This is a genomic window from Pseudomonas sp. 10B238 (assembly GCF_000970615.1).
Lineage (GTDB): Bacteria > Pseudomonadota > Gammaproteobacteria > Pseudomonadales > Pseudomonadaceae > Stutzerimonas.
In genome coordinates this window covers 1-16795 of the sequence record NZ_KQ033947.1, presented here as the reverse complement: position 1 = coordinate 16795, position 16795 = coordinate 1, and the positions used below count along the sequence as shown (strand labels likewise).

15 protein-coding genes are annotated in these 16795 nt (G+C 61.5%); 5 read left to right on the top strand and 10 right to left on the bottom strand.

The genetic code is table 11. From position 1 onward, the window contains the following. Nucleotides 1-753 precede the first annotated feature (753 nt). The 8 genes from RT21_RS21705 to RT21_RS21675 all read right to left on the bottom strand — a co-directional run bounded on the left by RT21_RS21705 (nucleotide 754) and on the right by RT21_RS21675 (nucleotide 10425). A complete protein-coding gene (locus RT21_RS21705) occupies nucleotides 754-1512 on the bottom strand; it encodes a DeoR/GlpR family transcriptional regulator (RefSeq protein ID WP_046164381.1) in 759 nt (252 codons plus the stop codon). A 143-nt stretch (nucleotides 1513-1655) separates the two neighbouring features. Then, nucleotides 1656-3167: a glycerol kinase GlpK gene (glpK, locus tag RT21_RS21700; protein ID WP_046164380.1), complete on the bottom strand. Its 1512-nt coding sequence runs from the start codon at nucleotides 3165-3167 to the stop codon at nucleotides 1656-1658. 12 nt (nucleotides 3168-3179) lie between these two features. Then, nucleotides 3180-4061, bottom strand: coding sequence for an MIP/aquaporin family protein (locus RT21_RS21695; protein ID WP_046164379.1), 882 nt, complete (start codon nucleotides 4059-4061; stop codon nucleotides 3180-3182). A 100-nt stretch (nucleotides 4062-4161) separates the two neighbouring features. After that, nucleotides 4162-4323 (bottom strand): hypothetical protein, encoded by a 162-nt coding sequence (locus RT21_RS23955; RefSeq protein ID WP_156155747.1) that lies wholly within the window; start codon nucleotides 4321-4323, stop codon nucleotides 4162-4164. Between the two features lie 58 nt (nucleotides 4324-4381). Continuing rightward, nucleotides 4382-6037 carry an FMN-binding glutamate synthase family protein gene (locus RT21_RS21690; protein WP_046164378.1) on the bottom strand — a complete coding sequence of 552 codons (1656 nt, stop codon included), beginning with the start codon at nucleotides 6035-6037 and terminating at the stop codon, nucleotides 4382-4384. A 94-nt stretch (nucleotides 6038-6131) separates the two neighbouring features. Further along, nucleotides 6132-6557 (bottom strand): DUF1810 domain-containing protein, encoded by a 426-nt coding sequence (locus RT21_RS21685; protein WP_046164377.1) that lies wholly within the window; start codon nucleotides 6555-6557, stop codon nucleotides 6132-6134. A 201-nt stretch (nucleotides 6558-6758) separates the two neighbouring features. Further along, nucleotides 6759-7790: an ion channel gene (locus RT21_RS21680; protein ID WP_046164376.1), complete on the bottom strand. Its 1032-nt coding sequence runs from the start codon at nucleotides 7788-7790 to the stop codon at nucleotides 6759-6761. Between the two features lie 199 nt (nucleotides 7791-7989). Then, nucleotides 7990-10425: a helicase-related protein gene (locus RT21_RS21675; RefSeq protein WP_046164375.1), complete on the bottom strand. Its 2436-nt coding sequence runs from the start codon at nucleotides 10423-10425 to the stop codon at nucleotides 7990-7992. A 164-nt stretch (nucleotides 10426-10589) separates the two neighbouring features. On the opposite strand from RT21_RS21675, the gene RT21_RS21670 reads away from it, so the two are divergent. The 4 genes from RT21_RS21670 (at nucleotide 10590) to RT21_RS21655 (ending at nucleotide 14295) form a co-directional block, all read left to right on the top strand. After that, nucleotides 10590-11735 carry an alpha/beta hydrolase family protein gene (locus tag RT21_RS21670; protein ID WP_082082213.1) on the top strand — a complete coding sequence of 382 codons (1146 nt, stop codon included), beginning with the start codon at nucleotides 10590-10592 and terminating at the stop codon, nucleotides 11733-11735. Between the two features lie 38 nt (nucleotides 11736-11773). Then, nucleotides 11774-12610, top strand: coding sequence for a penicillin-insensitive murein endopeptidase (mepA, locus tag RT21_RS21665; RefSeq protein ID WP_082082212.1), 837 nt, complete (start codon nucleotides 11774-11776; stop codon nucleotides 12608-12610). 35 nt (nucleotides 12611-12645) lie between these two features. After that, nucleotides 12646-13398 carry a DUF72 domain-containing protein gene (locus RT21_RS21660; protein ID WP_046164374.1) on the top strand — a complete coding sequence of 251 codons (753 nt, stop codon included), beginning with the start codon at nucleotides 12646-12648 and terminating at the stop codon, nucleotides 13396-13398. A 150-nt stretch (nucleotides 13399-13548) separates the two neighbouring features. Beyond that, nucleotides 13549-14295 carry a dienelactone hydrolase family protein gene (locus RT21_RS21655; RefSeq protein ID WP_371263639.1) on the top strand — a complete coding sequence of 249 codons (747 nt, stop codon included), beginning with the start codon at nucleotides 13549-13551 and terminating at the stop codon, nucleotides 14293-14295. Nucleotides 14296-14380: 85 nt separating this feature from the next. Here RT21_RS21655 and RT21_RS21650 read toward each other — a convergent pair whose 3' ends face one another. After that, nucleotides 14381-14977: a hypothetical protein gene (locus RT21_RS21650; RefSeq protein WP_046164372.1), complete on the bottom strand. Its 597-nt coding sequence runs from the start codon at nucleotides 14975-14977 to the stop codon at nucleotides 14381-14383. Nucleotides 14978-15168: 191 nt separating this feature from the next. Continuing rightward, complete coding sequence (locus tag RT21_RS21645) at nucleotides 15169-16032, bottom strand: SDR family oxidoreductase (protein WP_046164371.1); 864 nt, start codon at nucleotides 16030-16032, stop codon at nucleotides 15169-15171. A 240-nt stretch (nucleotides 16033-16272) separates the two neighbouring features. On the opposite strand from RT21_RS21645, the gene RT21_RS21640 reads away from it, so the two are divergent. Next, the gene (locus tag RT21_RS21640; RefSeq protein WP_046164394.1) at nucleotides 16273-16710 is read left to right on the top strand and encodes a hypothetical protein; all 438 of its coding nucleotides are present in this window, start codon (nucleotides 16273-16275) and stop codon (nucleotides 16708-16710) included. Nucleotides 16711-16795: the final 85 nt, after the last annotated feature.

Genomic DNA, 16795 nt, shown 5'->3' with positions numbered 1-16795 from the left:
ACCCTACTGCTGCGGCGGGCTGACGATCACCGGCACGAACGTATCGGCAGTTAGAGGGTAGGCTGCGGCCGTGTAGGGTGGGCTTCAGCCCACCGGTTCCGCCACTGCAATGTCAGGTATTAGCCACCGTCAAATCAGGAGTCGGCGCGAGGTGCGCCATCAGGCGCATGGTGCAGCGGAAGGCGGGTCGGTGTTGGTCTTGCCTCGGGCTGACGAACACCGACACGTGGCGGGTCAGCCGAGTAGGGTGGGCTTCAGCCCACCGGTGCCGCCACTGCAATGTCAGGTATTAGCCACCGTCAAATCAAGAGTCAGCGCGAGGTGCGCCATCAGGCACATGGTGCAGCGGAGGGCGAGTCGGTATTGGTCTTGCCGCGGGCTGACGAACACCGACACGAACGTATCGGCTGCAGCCGAGTAGGGTGGGCTTCAGCCCACCGGTGCCGCCACTGCAATGTCAGGTATTAGCCACCGTCAAATCAAGAGTCAGCGCGAGGTGCGCCATCAGGCACATGGTGCAGCGGAGGGCGAGTCGGTATTGGTCTTGCCGCGGGCTGACGAACACCGACACGAACGTATCGGCTGCGGCCGAGTAGGGTGGGCTTCAGCCCACCGGTGCCGCCACTGCAATGTCAGGTATTAGCCACCGTCAAATCAAGAGTCGGCGCGAGGTGCGCCATCAGGCGCATGGTGCAGCGGAGGGCGGGTCGGTGTTGGTCTTGCCGCGGGCTGACGAACACCGACACGAACGCTTCAGCCAGTCACTTCCAGTTTGACCTTGTGCCGGCTGAGCAACTCGAGAAACGCCTCGGGTGGCTGGGCCTCGGTAAACAACATGTCGATCTGTTCAAGCGAGCCGAGGCGGGTCATGGCGTTGCGGCCGAATTTGCTCGAGTCGGCGGCGAGGAAGACCTGGCGGGCGTTGTTGATGATGGCCTGCGAGACGCGCACTTCCTGGTAATCGAAGTCCAGCAGGGTGCCGTCCTCGTCGATCCCGCTGATGCCGATCAGTGCGAAGTCGACCTTGAACTGACCGATAAAATCCGCTGTGGCTTGGCCGACCACGCCGCCATCGCTGCGCACGTTGCCGCCTGCAATCAACACGTCGAAATCTTCCTTGGGGCTGAGGATGCTCGCCACGTGCAGGTTGTTGGTGATGACTTTGAGATCGCGATGGTTGAGCAGGGCGTGGGCGATGGCTTCGGTGGTGGTGCCGATGTTGATGAACAGCGACGCCTGATCGGGAATGTGTGCAGCCATAGCGTCGGCGATGCGGCGCTTCTCGTCGCGCATCTGCCGGGCGCGTTGGGTATAGGCGGTGTTCTGTACGCTGGAATCGTGGGCGGCACCGCCATGGTAGCGGCGAAGCAGGCCGGCTTCGCCTAGCTGGTTGATATCACGGCGGATGGTCTGGGGCGTGACTGCAAACTGCTGCGCCAGCTCTTCGATGCTGACGTAGCCGCGTTCGCGGACCAGTTCGAGAATGCTTTGCTGTCGTGGGGCCAGACTCATGGAGGCTTCCTTCTTATCGATATGCCGTGAAGGATGCCGCAGTCTGGGATTTGATTAAAGAATTGTTCGTTTGCGAATAAGCGTGCCCGGCGCGGTTAAGACCCGGGCCGGGCGCGAGGTGTGGTGCGTTTGGACGTCGAGGCTTATTCCTCTTCCCAGTCGCGGGTGCGGCCAACCGCCTTCTTCCAGCCTTTATAGAGTGCTTCGCGCTTCTCATCGTCGCAGGCCGGTTCGAACACGCGCTCGATGGTGGCCTTGCTGCGCAACTCGTCCAGGCTGCTCCAGAAACCGGTCGCCAGGCCTGCCAGGTAGGCAGCGCCGAGAGCGGTGGTTTCCTTCATTTCCGGGCGTTCGACTTGGGTGCCGAGCAGGTCGGCCTGGAACTGCATGAGGAAGTTGTTCGCCACTGCACCGCCATCCACGCGCAGTGAACGCAGGCGCTCGCCGGCGTCCTGCTGCATGGCGTCGAGCACGTCGCGGGTCTGGTAGGCGATGGATTCCAGCGCGGCGCGAATGATGTGGTCGACCTTTACACCCCGCGTCAGGCCGAACAGTGCGCCGCGGGCGCGCGGGTCCCAGTATGGCGCGCCGAGCCCGGTGAATGCCGGCACCAGATAAACGCCGTTGCTGTCTTGCACCTTGGTGGCGAAGTACTCGGAATCCAGCGAATCGTTGATCACCTTGAGCTCGTCGCGCAGCCACTGCACGGTAGAACCACCATTGAAGATGGCGCCTTCAAGGGCGTAGTTGACCTCGCCCTTGGGGCCGCAGGCGATGGTGGTGAGCAGTCCGTGTTCGGACTGCACGGCCTTGGTGCCGGTGTTCATCAGCAGGAAGCAGCCGGTGCCGTAGGTGTTCTTCGCCTGGCCGGGCTCGACGCACATCTGGCCGAACAGCGCGGCCTGCTGATCGCCCGCAATACCGGCGATGGGAATGCCGGTGCTCTGGCCGGAGCCGAGATAGGCGTGGCCGTAGACTTCTGAGGAGGAACGCACTTCCGGCAGCATTTCGCGCGGAATATCCAGCGTCTCCAGCATTACCGGGTCCCAGTCCAGCTTGTGGATGTCGAACAGCATGGTGCGCGAAGCGTTGGTGTAGTCGGTGACGTGGGCCTTGCCCTGGGTCATTTTCCAGATCAGCCAGCAATCAACGGTGCCGAACAGCAGCTCGCCTCGGCGCGCGCGCTCACGGCTGCCCTCGACGTGATCGAGGATCCACTTGATCTTGGTGCCGGAGAAGTAGGGGTCGATGACCAGGCCGGTGGTCTTGCGGATATGGTCTTGCATACCGTCGCGTTTGAGCTGATCGCAGATCGGGGTGCTCTGGCGGCTCTGCCAGACAATGGCGTTGTAGATCGGCCGGCCGGTGTTCTTGTCCCAGACAATGGTGGTTTCGCGCTGGTTGGTAATGCCGATGGCAGCAACCTGCTCATTGGTGATGCCGGCCTGTGCCAGCGCCTCGACGAACACGCCGCTCTGAGTGGCCCAGATTTCCATGGGGTCATGCTCGACCCAGCTCGGTTGTGGGTAGATCTGTGCGAACTCGCGCTGAGCGATGGTGATTACGTTGGCGTTGCGGTCGAGCACGATGGCCCGCGAGCTGGTGGTCCCCTGGTCGAGGGCGACGATGAATTGCTTGTTGTTCTGATTGCTCATGGTGTCGATTCCTTAACGAGCTTCTTGGGCAGTGACATCGTGTTTGGAGTAGCGGTCGGCCTCTGGTTTTGGTTCCGGTTCCGGAACAGCGCAAGCACCGCCAACGCCCGGTAGATGCTTGCAGATCAGTGCCTTGTAACCAGCGGCCCCGAGGCAGGCGCCAATGACCGGGGCGATCAGCGGGACCAGGAAGTAGGGGATATCCCGGCCGCCGGTGAATGCGACCTGTCCCCACCCTGCGAAAAAGGTCATCAGCTTGGGTCCGAAGTCGCGTGCCGGGTTCATCGCGAACCCGGTCAGCGGCCCCATCGCGCCGCCGATCACCGCAATCAGCAGGCCGATCAACAAGGGCGCCAGCGGCCCGCGGGGCAGACCATTACCATCATCGGTAAGGGCCATGATCATCCCCAGCAGGATAGCGGTAATCACCACTTCCACTAGAAACGCTTGGCCGATCGAAAGCGACGGGTGCGGGTAGGTGGAGAACACCGATGCGAGCTCGAGGCTGGCGACACTTCCGCGAGCCATCTGCTGGGCCTGTTCGAAATCGAAAAACAGGCTGCTGTAAAGTCCATAAACCAACGCAGCGGCACAGAAGGCGCCGGCGGTCTGGGCGAGGATATAGGCCGGCACCTTGTTACGCTCGAATGTGCCGAACAGCCAGAGCGCAATGGATACCGCAGGGTTCAGGTGAGCACCGGAAACACCGGCCGCGAGGTAGACGCCCATGCTGACGCCAATACCCCATATAACGCTTATTTCCCAAAGACCTAGATCTGCGCCGCCGAGCTTGAGTGCCGCCACGCAGCCGGTACCGAAGAAGATCAACAGGGCGGTGCCGAGAAACTCGGCGATGCATTGCCCCCGAAGCGTCGGGGTGGACGGGTTACTCATGCGCAGAACCTCTTTGTGGGACTGTTGTTTTTATGATCCGAATACTGCGAGGGTTCGGAAATGTTCGGAAGTGAAAACTTAAAGTCAAAAGTACGGGCTGTCAAAGTAAAAAGCTGAACATTTCAACGGAAAGCTGACGAAACAGCGTGGTGTCTGTCGAGAGTGGCAAATTTCCGGCGCGCAAATGATGGCCTGAGCGGCTGTCAGCCAGGTTTTGATGTGGCAGCCGCTGGAACTTGCAGGCCGACAAAAGCACGGCCATTGACGCAGTCGGATCGCAACGACCTCGGAGGCTGGCTGCGATCCGCTGGTTGGAGGGGTTAACTGATCAGTGGTTCTTCGACCTGCGCGGCCCCACGCTCAGTTTTCTGCGGCATGGCTTCGAAGCTGTCTGCCTGGGCCATGCTCCAGATCCTGGCGAAGAACTCGCTGTCGATCTTTGGCCTCAACAGCGCACCGGGCTGGACGAAATAGTAGAGCTGCGAGAACAGCTTGATTTCCGTAGAGCTGACGCGTCGGATCAGGTGATGCGGGCCCAGTTCGGCAGGATGTGACAAGCCGGCAGCTGCAAGCAGTTCGGCCAGCGCGTGCACGGTGTTGCGGTGAAAGCTGAACACTCGATTGGACTTGTCCGGAACCACCAGAGCGCGTTGGCGCAGCGGGTCCTGGGTGGCAACGCCGGTGGGGCAGCGATTGGTGTGGCAATGCAGCGACTGAATGCAGCCGATCGCGAACATGAACCCACGAGCCGAGTTCACCCAGTCCGCGCCCATGGCCAGGACGCTGGCGATGTCGAAGGCGCTGACGATCTTGCCGCTGGCACCGATGCGAATGTGCTCGCGCAGATTGCAGCCGACCAGCACGTTATGCACGAATAGCAGGCTTTCGCGCAGTGGCATGCCGATGTGGTTGGTGAACTCGACCGGCGCCGCGCCCGTGCCGCCTTCCTTACCGTCGACCACAATGAAATCCGGATAGATACCGCTCCCCAGCATCGCCTTGACGATGCCAACGAATTCCCACGGATGGCCGATGCACAGCTTGAAACCGACCGGCTTGCCGCCGGACAGCTCGCGCAGACGGGCGATAAAATTCATCAACTCCAAGGGTGTGCTGAAGGCGCTATGGCTCGCGGGGGAAATGCAGTCCACGCCCTCCGGCACGCCGCGGGTGGACGCGATTTCCGCGTTGACCTTGCGCCCCGGCAAGATGCCGCCGTGCCCTGGTTTGGCGCCTTGGCTCAGCTTTATCTCGATCATCTTGACCTGCGGATCCCGTGCCTGAACGGCGAAGCGATCCGGATCGAATGCACCGCTTTCGGTTCGACAACCGAAATAACCGCTGCCCAGTTCCCAGACCAGATCCCCGCCGTGCTGGCGATGGTAGCTGCTGATGCTGCCTTCGCCTGTGTCGTGGTAGAAGCCACCGAGTTTGGCGCCTCGGTTCAACGCCTGGATCGCATTGCCACTGAGCGAGCCGAAGCTCATCGCTGAAATGTTGAACACCGAAGCGGAGTAGGGCTGCTCACACTGCGGCCCGCCGATCGATACGCGGAAGGTTTCGGGATCGCTGACCGCTGCGGTGCGGATCGAATGGCCGATGCATTCGTATCCCGGTTCGTATACGTCGATAAGGGTGCCGAAGGGTTTGTCATCCACCTCGTTTTTCGCCCGTGCATAGACGAGCGAGCGTTGTGCGCGGGAAAACGGTACGCGCTCCTGATCGCTTTCAAGCAGGTACTGACGAATCTCCGGACGGATGCCTTCGACCAGGTAACGGATGTTGCCGAGGATCGGATAATTGCGCCGCACCGCATGTTCGCACTGGCGAAGATCACGAATGCCGACAAGGGTCAGCAGCGCGGTGACGACGAACAACGGCCACACCCAAGGGTGGCTCAGGAAAGGAAGGCAAAGCACGGCAGTGGCAGCGCACAGGACGAAAAAAGCGTAACGGCTGAACAGCGAGAGATTCATCTGTGCACCTGTGAGGGGCGGCGGACCTGCCATAAAGCGAGAAGCCTATCGTACCGGCCTCGGTCCGCCTATCGGAGGTCTGCGCCCGAGCCGCTTAACGATCCAAGCGTGATAGCGTCGCCGAGTCGGGATCGGCCGCGAAGAACGCATCCAGCACCGCTTGAAACGTCGTCCGTTCAGGCGCAACGGCAGCGAACAGCGTCATGCTCGAGCGCAGCTTCATGTCGTCGGGCGAACCTAGAATCTGACGTGCCGGACGTTCGGCATGGGCGAGCAGTGCTTGCGCGCATTGCTCCAGGCGAGGCCCGAGCAGAGGGTGCTCTAGATACGCGGTCGCTTCGTCCGCATCCTTGATGGCGTAGCGACGCGCCATGTCGCTGTGGCCGAGGCCTGCTATCTGCGGAAAGATGAACCACATCCAGTGGCTTTGCTTGTGGCCGGCGTTGAGTTCCGCCAGCGCGCGGTCGTAGATCGATTGCTGGGCGTCGACGAATCGCTGCAGATCGTGTGGGTCGCTCATAGTGCCTCCCGATTGCTCAGACTGTCCTAATCAGAGCCGGGATGGCGGGGTTGATTCCCGAGAGGGAGGGAGCGAGCTGGGTGTCGTCGATGGCAGGCAAGGTGCGTCAACGCCCACAGGGCTTCATTGGGCTCAACGGCGTTCGTAGGGCCGAACACGTTCGGCCCTACAGGCGTATGTCCGCTCGGCGCAGCGTCATGCTCAGCGTGCGTCACCCAGGCCGGCGAGGCGTGTGTTGGCGATATAGAACAGCTCGCCGCCTCGTACCAGGGTGTCGTTGGACGGATTGATGGTCGGTTGGGTCTGGTCCTTGGCGCGGTAGCCAATCAGCGTCGCGTTGTGCCGGTCTTTCAATTGCTTGTACAGCGCGCCGACCGTGCTTTCGTAGCTCTCGGGCAGTAGCAGGCGGTATTGGGTCGCGCCCTGGCCGACGCTCAGCAGCTCATTGATGATCACCGAGGAGCCCGGGTCCTGCGATGAGCGCACCAGCATCTCGATGGCCATGCTGGAGGTGCATTCCAGTTTGGGCGCATAGCTGCGCGCCAGTCGGGCGGTCTCGCTGCTGCTGAAATGGGCAACCACATGGCCGATCGGATTGAGCTGGTTGATGGTCAGCACCACCGCGAGCGTCAGGTCGTCCGAGCCGGTGCGCACCAGTGTGCGTTCGGCCCCTTTCACCCCGGCGCGCTGCAGCAGTGCCAGGGACGACAGGCTCTCGCCATGGATGAACTCAGTTTTGCCTGGCATCGGGTTTTCTTCAAGCGCCGTGTCGCAGATGACGATCAGGTGGTCGTTGGAGGTTTCGTCTTCATGCAGCAGCTCGACGACACGCTCGCTGATTTCGCCTTCCCAACCGATGACAACGGTATGGCCCGTGCAGGTGGCGAACGTTCCTTTGCCTTTCATGCCTTTCCTCCAGACTGCAATGATGGAATTGGTGGTTTTGCCGATGACGGCGGTCAGCAGCGCGATGCCGCCGACCATCAGCCAGGTGGAAACAAAGATGCGACCGCCAGCAGTCTGCGGTGAGAAGTCACCGTAGCCGACGGTCAGTGCGGTGGTCAGATAGAAGTAGATGAAGGTTTTCAGCTCGGTGAGCGGCGCTTCGGCGAACAGACGCAAACCGAGGTAGGACACGCCGGCATGCACTAAAAGCGCGAATAACAGTGCGGCCCAGCCAAATCGGCTGGTAACAGCCGCCAGTTGCCTGCGCAACTGAATAATGATCGACATCGGCCCTGACTCCATGGCTTTCGGTAATGGCCATCGTAACGAGGCTCTGAATGGCCCAGGTCACGCTATAGACCTGCGGCATCCTAAGGGCCGAAGCCGCAGCTTGCCAGCCTCGCTGCCCGCCATGGGCTAGCAGCGGTACCTGAGTGACGTAGTGGTGGGCGCCTGAGCGGCGGTTCCGCCAAGCGCCCGAACTGTCCTAGCGTTGCTCACGAAAACAGCTCTGGCACAGCCGAAACTTGCGCGCTGCCATCGGCATCGCCTTGCCACAGCCCTTGCAATTGCGGTTGTCGCCGGATCCGCGGCGGCGGTCCGAGCTGCGTGGCTTGCGCTGGCGCGACAACTCGCGGGTGATGGCGCCATTAAGGAGACTGCGATGCTCTTCGGCCTGCTCCAGCGCCGGAAAGTGTGCGGGCAGCGTGCGCGCCAGATGCAGGTAGGTTTCGATGACGTGCAGCGAGCTTTCCAGCGTCGCCAGGTCGGCATCGATGATCAGCCGCGGCAATGGGATCTCTTTGTCCTGCGCGACCTTTTTCAACCACTGCTGGGCGAAAACGGCGGCCGGGCTGTCGAGACCTCCGCGTATTGGTGTGCAGGCAAATATCCAGCGCAACGGCAGGTCGATGGTCGGTTCGTCGATCAGCTTGATCCATTCCGCCAGCTCGTCGGGCAGGATCGAGATGAATTCGTCGCCATAGTTGATGTTGCGGTTGAACGTCAGCCAGGCCCGCAACAAGCTCGGCTCGTTCATCAGTTCGGAGATGGCTTGCAGGTGCTCGATGGAAGGTCGGACCTGAAATTGCGTCAGGTCCACCGGCAAGTCCGAGCTGTGGAACAGGCGCTTGATCGACTGCAGCGTCTGCCCGTCCAGCGCGGTGATGAGGCCGCTGTCGTGATGACCGAAGCGCCCGGCGCGGCCGCCGATCTGCTTGACCTCCTGCACCTTCAGCTGGCGGTTCTGGATGCCGTCGTACTTTTCGTCGGTGTAGAAGCACAGCGTGTGCGCCGGCAGGTTGAGGCCCATACCCACAGCATCCGTGGCGACCATGAGGTCTGCTTCGCCTTCGCGGAAGCGACGTGCCTGCTCGCGGCGAACTTCCGGTGACAGCGCACCGTAGACCACCGAGACGCTCTTGCCGGTCATCTCCAGCATCGCCTTGAGCTCCAGCACTGTCCTGCGGCTGAAGGCGACCAGCATCGAGCCGGCATCGAGCTGCTTGAGGTTGGTCGAGCGGCGCGCCACGTCCACGGGTGAAAGTCGTTTGGTGCGTTTGACCACCAGTTGGTCTTCGCAGAGGTTGCAGAGGGTTTTCAGCGACGGCTGGATCAGCTCCGGGCCGGTCATGATCAGGTCCTGGGTGTAGGCGCTGACCAGCGCATCGACCCAGGCCCAGCCGCGTTGCGAGTCGGCCATCATCTGCACTTCGTCGATCACCACCACGTCCCAGGACTCGTGACGGAAGCGGGCGAATTCCTCGACGGTGCAGCAATAGTGGGTCGCACCTTCGCGGATGATTTCCTCTTCGCCGGTGACCAACGAGCAGGGCACGCCCATCGATTCGATGCGTTCCTGGTTTTCCAGAGCCATCAGGCGCAGCGGCGACAGGTAGATGGCGTGGGTCACGCCGGTCATGGCCTGGATCGCCTGGTAAGTCTTGCCGCTGTTGGTCGGGCCGAGCAGGGCGGTCCAGGTGCGAGTGATGCGCCGCGCGGCGTAGAGCTTGTGGTAATGGACGAAGCGCGGGTTGTTCTCCAGTAGCACGGCGAAGGCCATCTTTTCGCGATTGTCCTCGCGGGCAAAACGGATGGTCCGGCGCAGCTTTTTTGGCTCCATCATGAAGACTTCGGTCAGGCGCTTCTCGCCGAGCAGCTGCAGATCGAAGTCCTGCGCTTCCTCGATCATCATCTCGAACTTGGCATTCATCGCCTGACGGTCTTCGTCTTTGAGCCGCGCGACTTCTTGCTCGCTGAGCACATGGCCCTGGCCGCCCGGAATGCGCCTTTGCATGTCCAGGGCGACCTCGCCGTGGCGCAGCTCGACCACATAGCGCAGCTCGTGCTTGACCTCGTTGACGATGTCGACGGCGCGCGCCGCAAAGTCGTCGAGGCGTGAAAGCCGAACGGGCAGGCGCTCCAGGCATTGGGCTTTCTGTTCTTCGCTGAGGCTGGTGAACGGCATCTCCAGGACATGCAGGCGATCCCGGACCAGGGCCTGCACCGCAGCGCAGACGTTGCGTTCAAAGTCCTCGGTCGACTGACTATCGTCGATGCGCAGCGCAAATTCAGGTTCCAGCAGGTTCTGCACCGGGCCGCAATCCAGCGATTTCTCAATACCGAAGATATCGACGGTACAACTGAAATCGTTCACGTCGCGGTTCAGCAGTCGGCCGATCAGGTGAGTCGGGTCGGCGTCCTCAAGATTCGCCTCGACCGTGGGCTGGTCCAGCCCAAGCCAGAACAACCGCGCTGCACGGCCAATTTCGGGTGGCTGATGGCCGAGGTAGGTGCTGAACCATTTCTCCTGGTGATTTTTCTTCGCCACGAAATCGGGATGGCGCTCGCTGGCCCAGTCCAAAAAGCGCTGAAGTCTTTCGAGTGTGTGGGTGTGGCGGTGTTTGGCTTCGGCCTTGCGCATGATCGACGCCTCTCTGATCAGGGGTCCTGCAAGTTTGGACAATCGGGCTGCACAATACGAGCGGCACGGCAGGCGGCCATGCGTCGGCTCGCAGACGAACGTATGGGGATGCTCGGAGTCGCAAATTCTATACGTCCGAAACCGACTCGCGGGAGACAACGGCTATGGTGCTTCGCAACGGAGAAAGCAGCTGCTCACTACAGGCCGTTTCAGTGGGCGATGGTCCTTCATGGCGCGCCAACGATCTGTTCGGGCGGGTCATCTGTGCGGTCATGCTCGGGATGTTGATGCTGGCCGGGGCTGGCGTCGGGAGCGTTCAGGCTGAGGATCTGAAGCACCCCAGCGATCTCCTACAGGTCACCAATTATCCTGGCGGTCTGGCGATAGCCGAACTCTCGCGCTGGCGTGAAGCAACGCCGGAAATAAAAGACATCAAGATCCCATCCAGTGCCGACGATAGTGAGCAGGCGGCGCTGTTCTACGACTCAGGTTCAGACAAGGAAAAGCCGCTGCTCATGGTGCTGCACAGCTGGAGCACCGATTACCTGCAGAACATCGACATTCCGCTGGGCCAGTTCGCAATTGCGAACGACTGGGTGTTCATTCACCCGAACTTCCGCGGTCAGAACGATGGTCGTCCCGAGTCGACCGCCTCCGATCTGGCGATTTCTGACATGCAGGACGCGCTCGAATATGCGCGAGAACATGCTGAAATTGACGAGTCGCGAATCTACCTGCTCGGCTATTCGGGCGGCGCGATGAATGCACTGCACCTGGCGAGTCGTAATCCCGATGTGTTTGCCGGCGTTGCGGCTTGGGTGCCGGTTTATGACCTGGTGACCTGGCACCAATGGAACAAAGCGCGCGGCGAAAAGTACGCCGGGGAAATCGAGCAGGCCTGTGGTGGTGAGCCAACTCAGGGCTCCAGCGCCTTTGATGAATGCCGCAAGCGCAGCCCGAGTCGCTATGTGCCGGAGGTGGCGGGCGATATTCGCGTACTCATCGCTCACGGCATCAATGACACCACTGTCCCGCCTGAGCAGGCGCTTCATGCCTTCAACGACCTGGCGAAGGAAGAGGATCGAATCCCTCAGGAGCAGATCGACCAGTTGATGGAGACTCGCCAGGTCCCAGAAGCATTGCGCCAACGATCGGCCAAGGGCAGCGATAAATTCCCGCAGTTCGCCGAGGCGGATGCTGATGTGTTGCTGTACCTGAAGTCGGGTCCGACCGAGCTGGTGCTGTTCGAAGGCGAGCACGACATGCTTTACCGGCCTGGGCTGGAATGGCTTTCTCGTCAGCAGCGGTGATGCAAGATTGAGATCGATACAAGGACCCCGAAGTCGCTATGAGCAGTCAACACCTCAGCATGTCGAGTCACCTTTGCAGGCGGGTACTGGCGGCCTTCGGTCTGGCCGGATGGATGGTTTCAGCTGTCAGCGCGGCGGACCGGGACTGGTCCAGCGTCACCGAGCCGCTAGCCGGCGAGCCGCGAATCATTGGTAAGCATGGCGCGGCGTGTCTGGCTGGCGCGGTCCAGCTGCCGCCCGAAGGTGAGGGGTACCAGGCCGTCGATATGCAGCGTAACCGTCACTACGGGCATCCCGCGCTGCTTGATTACATCCAGGACCTTGGCCGCCGGCTGGATGGGGCTGGCATCGGGCCCATGCTCGTCGGCGATATGGCGCAGCCGCGCGGCGGCCCGATGTCCTATGGGCATGTCAGCCACCAGAGCGGTCTGGACGTCGACATCTGGTTTCGTCTGGACCTGCCGCCGCTCGCCCGTAGCGAGCGCGAGGGTATCGAACAACCCATCCTCGTCGACGAAACCACCGGGGAACTGGACAGCGCTCGCTGGACCGCCCAGCACGCCGAGCTGATCCGCCTTGCCGCTCAGGATCCGCGGGTGACGCGCATCTTCGTCGATGCCGCGGTCAAACGAGACCTCTGCGAGCGTGAGTGGGGCGACCGCTCCTGGCTGCAGCGCATCCGCCCATGGCCGTTTCATGACGAACATCTGCATGTTCGTCTGCGCTGTCCAGAGGGCTCGACAGAGTGTGTCGACCAGCCACCGCCGCCACCGGGTGAGGGCTGCAAAGCGATTCTCCCGACCCCGCGGCCCGTGGCAATGGCCAGCCCAAGTCGCCGTCTGCCCGCTGCCTGCGCCGCTGTGTTCAGTCAGTAGACGGCTGGGATGCGAAACGTAACGGGAGCGGTCCGGTGAGTATCGCCAGCAAAAAATCCTCCGTTCTGCTCGGCACCGCCGGTTGGAGCTTGCCGCGCGAGCAATGGCCGGCGTTTCCAGCGGAGGGCACGCACCTGCAGCGGTACGCGGCTCGTTTACCCGCTGTCGAGATCAACAGCTCGTTTTACCGAGCCCATCGGCCCACGACCTACGCCAAGTGGGCGGAAAGCGTGCCGGTCGGGTTTCGTTTCAGCGTCAAGGTACCCAAGCAGATCACCCATGAACGGCGGCTGGCTGGCTGCGATCAACTGATCGAACAGTTTCTGAACGAATGTGGCCATTTGGCTGACAAGCTAGGCTGCCTGCTGGTGCAGCTGCCACCTTCGCTGGTTTACGAGCCGAGCGTCGCCCAAGCGTTCATCGACTCGTTGAGAGCACGTTACGACGGGCTGGTGGCGATCGAGCCGCGCCATCCGAGCTGGCTCGATGCCGAGCCAGTGCTGCAGCACGCTCGAATCGCACGGGTCGCGGCTGACCCGGCACCCTTTCCGGCGGCGGCCGAGCCGGGCGGTTGGGATGGCTTCACTTATCACCGTCTGCATGGCTCGCCGCGCATCTACTACTCCTCGTATGGTGACGATTGGCTCGACGGTTTGACCGAACGGCTGGCCGAGCGAAGCGCTACGCAACCAGCGGACAAAACCAGCTGGTGCATTTTCGACAACACCGCCAGCGGGGCGGCGACCGCTAATGCGCTAGCACTGCAGCATCGCCTCAAGCAGATCTGACTCTGCTCGCAAGGTGGCGACACAAACCGAAATGGTCTGAAGGGAAGGCCAGCCGGTACGGTCTGGGTTTTCCGCTACCGTTGAACAGTCGTCTCACTGAGCAGGAATGCCTCCATGAACAAGATCTGTATTGCCCTGGCGCTGACCGGGATGGTCGGTGCCGCCGAAGCGGCGGTGGTGGTCAAGCCACATGCCTATGAGATCGTCGGTGAAACCTATGAGGGGCTGCTCGTCTATGACGATTCGGTCACCACGCCGCGGCCCGGCTTGCTGATGGTGCCCAACTGGTTGGGCGTCACCGAGCGCTCCGCTGAAAAGGCGGCGCGCGCGGCGGGGGATAAGTACGTCGTGTTCATGGCTGACCTGTACGGCAAGGCGGTGCGGCCATCCAATCCGGATGAAGCCAAGGCGGCTGCCACGTCGGTACGTGGCGATCGGCCGCTGATGCGCAAACGGGCCCAGGCTGCGGTCGAGGCGTTCAGGTCGCAGCAGGTGGTTGCGCTGGATACCGGCAAGATGGCGGCGATCGGTTTCTGCTTTGGCGGCGGTGCAGTTCTTGAGTTGGCCCGGTCCGGTTCCGATCTGGACGCCTTTGTCTCGTTCCATGGCAACCTGGATACGCCGAATCCGGGCGACGCCAAACAGATCAAAGCGCCCGTACTGGTGCTGCACGGTGCCGACGACCCGGCTGTGCCGAAAGAACAGGTCGATGCATTCATCGCCGAGATGAAAGCCACCGATGTGGATTGGCAGATGAATATCTATGGCAACGCCGTGCATTCCTTCACCGACCCTTACGCCAACGTACCTGGGCGCAACGAGTTCAATCCGGAAGTGGCCGAGCGGGCATTTCAGGCCATGAACAGTCTGCTCGACGAGGTATTTGTCTTGCAGTGATGCGACCGGAGGTTGCGGTAGGTTGCGTCAGGTCAGCCGCTATTCAGAAAGATGGAGGCTGACCTGCGCGGGTCGGCAAATGATCTCAGCGCGGAACGATCCGCACACGCCCAGCCGTGTTGTCACGCCGCCCGGCCTTGTCGTTTTCGGCACGCCCGGGAATCGAGCCGTCTGCTGCGCCGCGGTCACCGCTGGCCGTTCCGTCCAGTTTGCGTTCGTCGACACTGAGTGAGGTGGCATCGGGATAGCCGGTGGTCAGTGTTTCGGTGCTGGCGGTGACAGGGGTCGCTTCCTCTTCACCCCAGCTGGCGCTGCGCTCGTCGATATCTATCGCGCCGTTGCGCTCCATCAACTCTTCGACCATGGCGACTTCATCATCGGTATCCAGCGTGACGGTCACGATGGTCGAGCCGCGCCGGGCGGCTTCCGGATAACGGCCGGCATGCTTGCTTGAGTCGTCACCGAACACCTTGCCGAAGAAACTGCCGATCTTCTCCGCTACCGAGGCGTCATCGCCCGGCTCTTCGCCCACCACCTCGACGCGGCTGCTGTCGATGTTGTCCGGGTTGAAGGACGCGGAAATCTGGATGGCGTCGCTGGTTATTCCTTTGCTCAGAATTTCGGTTTTGACTTGCTCGGCTTCGGCGTAACGATCAAACGCCGCTATGAGGATCTGTGGCATGACTACACCTTTCTCTGCAGGCTTGGCTGCGGTTGATATGCGCGGCGAGCTTTCGACCTGTAAGTGCTCGCTGTCCTGTCTATTGGGCGAGACCAGCGAGGCGAAGGTTCCGTGCGTTCTCATTACGTGATGCTTCGGCTGCTCGCGTTGCCTGGTTACCGCGGTCGAATCGCCGCCATCGCTGGCTGCAGCTAGCCATTCACCACCTTGCCGCCGTTGATATGGATCGTCTGGCCGCTGACGTAGGACGAGTCCTCGCATGCAAGATAGACGTAGGCCGGGCCTAGCTCGGATGGCTGGCCGCAGCGCCCCATTGGCATCTGGCTGCCGAAATCTTCGAGCAGTTCCGGGTCGTGCTTGCCCAGCGATGGTGGTTGCAGCGGGGTCCAGATCGGGCCGGGAGCGATCTGGTTGACGCGGATATCGCGTTCGATCAGTTGTTGCGACAGGGCGCGGGTAAACCCGTCGATGGCGCCCTTGGTCGAGGTGTAATCGACCAGCATCGGGTTGCCGATAAAGGAGTTGATCGACGTAGTGTTGATGATCGAGGCGCCAGCCTTGAGGTGGGGAAGTGCAGCACGGGTGAGGTAGAAGTAGCCATGAATGTTGGTGGCGAAGGTCTTCTCCCACTGCTCATCGGTGATGTCTTCGAGCCGCGTCTGGACTTCCTGGCGTCCGGCATTGTTCACCAGCACGTCCAGTCGGCCGAACGTCTTCACCGTTTGCTCCACCGCGTCGTTGCAGTGGCTGCTGTCGCGGATGTCGCCTGGCAGCAGCAGGCAGCGCTGCCCCTCGGCTTCGATCATGCGCTTAGCGTCTTCGGCATCCTGATGCTCATCGAGGTACATGATCGCTACGTCGGCGCCTTCTCGGGCGAAGTGCGACGCTGCCGCGCGGCCGATGCCGCTGTCTCCACCGCTGACCAATGCGACCTTGCCAGCGAGCTTTCCGCTGCCCTTGTAACTGTCGCGAATGAACTCGGCCGGTGGCTGCAGCTCGCGTTCCTGACCGGGCAAGCCGTCCTGTTTCTGCGCGTGGATCTTCGGATAAGCCATAGGTACTCCAGACATGAAAGTGGGTTCTGTAAGTACGGCTGGTGCCTGGCGGGAAAGTTTCGGCAAAGTGCCGAGTGGGCGTCCGGTGGTGACCGATAATCGGGAAAGGCGCTGTATCGCTAGATGGCGCTTGGCCATGTATTTGCGCTGGCCTATAGTGCCGCCCGCCACGGACGGCCGCAGCACCCCAGCGTAGGGATGTCATGGCCGTTCACGCCTACCATCTGCAAGGGAATGACCATGAAAACCAAGCAACTCCTGGCACTGCCGCTGCTCGCTGCGCTGTTGTCCGCCTGTACTGCCACCACTTCGCTGCGCTCCAGCGACCCGAGCCTCGCTGTCAAGATCAACGATGATGCTCCGCTGGTACTGAAAAACCCCGTAAACAAGACCTACAAGGCGACCAGCTTCGGTCAGTACCGCTTCCGCGCTACGCAGGACGGCATGGAACCGATGTACGGGATCGTCCCGCTCAAGTTCAACAGTGGCTATCTTGTCGCTGACATCCTGTTCTTCGCGCCGGCCGCGTTCTACAACCTGCGTGAGGTCTATCCGTTCTACGAGTTCGACGTGGCCCAGGGCGTGATTCGCTACAAGAAGAAAGAGCAGGATCAGTGGACCAGCTACAAGCCGACGGCTGCCGAAGTCGAGCGTGCCCGCGCGTACTTCAAGCAATAACCGGCACGCCTGAACCGCACCTCGCAGCGCCGCGAATGCCTTCGCTGGCATTGTCCCTGTAGGAGCCAGCTTGCTGGCGATCTTT